The 836-nt window shown below is 56.0% G+C and carries 1 protein-coding gene; it reads right to left on the bottom strand.

Annotated elements, in window-relative coordinates:
* On the bottom strand, positions 1 to 836 hold an 836-nt coding region (locus HX793_RS30010; RefSeq protein WP_177053977.1), incomplete at both ends, for a ribonucleotide-diphosphate reductase subunit beta.

Raw genomic sequence — 836 nt, 5'->3', positions numbered from 1 at the left:
GTCTGGTACTCGATCACACGGGTTTCGAAGAAGTTCTTCTCTTTCTTCAAGTCCATGATCTCGCTCATCCACGGGAACGGGTTAGTCGTCCCCGGATACTCTTCCTTCAACCCAATCTGCGACAGACGACGGTTAGCAATGAACTTGAGGTAGTCCTCCATCATCGCCGCGTTCATCCCCAGCACGCCACGCGGCATGGTATCCCGCGCATATTCAATCTCCAGCTGAGTCCCTTGCAGGATCATCTGGGTCGCCTCTTCCTTCATCTCGGCATCCCACAGGTGTGGGTTTTCGATCTTGATCTGGTTGATCACATCGATACCGAAGTTCAGGTGCATCGACTCATCCCGCAGGATGTACTGGAACTGTTCCGCCACGCCGGTCATTTTGTTGCGACGGCCCATGGACAAAATCTGGGTAAAGCCGCAATAGAAGAAGATGCCTTCCAGGACGCAGTAGTAGGCGACCAGGTTGCGCAGCAGCTCTTTGTCGGTTTCGACGGTGCCGGTTTCGAACTTCGGATCGGAGATCGAGCGGGTGTATTTCAAACCCCAGGCGGCCTTTTTGGCGACCGATGGAATCTCGTGGTACATGTTGAAGATCTCGCCTTCATCCATGGCCAACGATTCGATGCAGTACTGGTAGGCGTGGGTGTGGATCGCTTCTTCGAAGGCCTGGCGCAGGATGTACTGGCGGCACTCCGGGTTGGTGATCAGGCGATACACGGCCAGCACCAGGTTGTTGGCCACCAGGGAGTCGGCGGTGGAGAAGAAGCCCAGGTTGCGCATGACGATGCGACGCTCGTCGTCGGTCAGGCCTTCGGGGTTTTTCCACAG

It is taken from the genome of Pseudomonas reactans, from assembly GCF_013387025.1.
Classification (GTDB): domain Bacteria; phylum Pseudomonadota; class Gammaproteobacteria; order Pseudomonadales; family Pseudomonadaceae; genus Aquipseudomonas; species Aquipseudomonas reactans.
The sequence above is the reverse complement of the archived record's forward strand: the minus strand, read 5'-3'. Positions and strand labels throughout refer to the sequence as shown.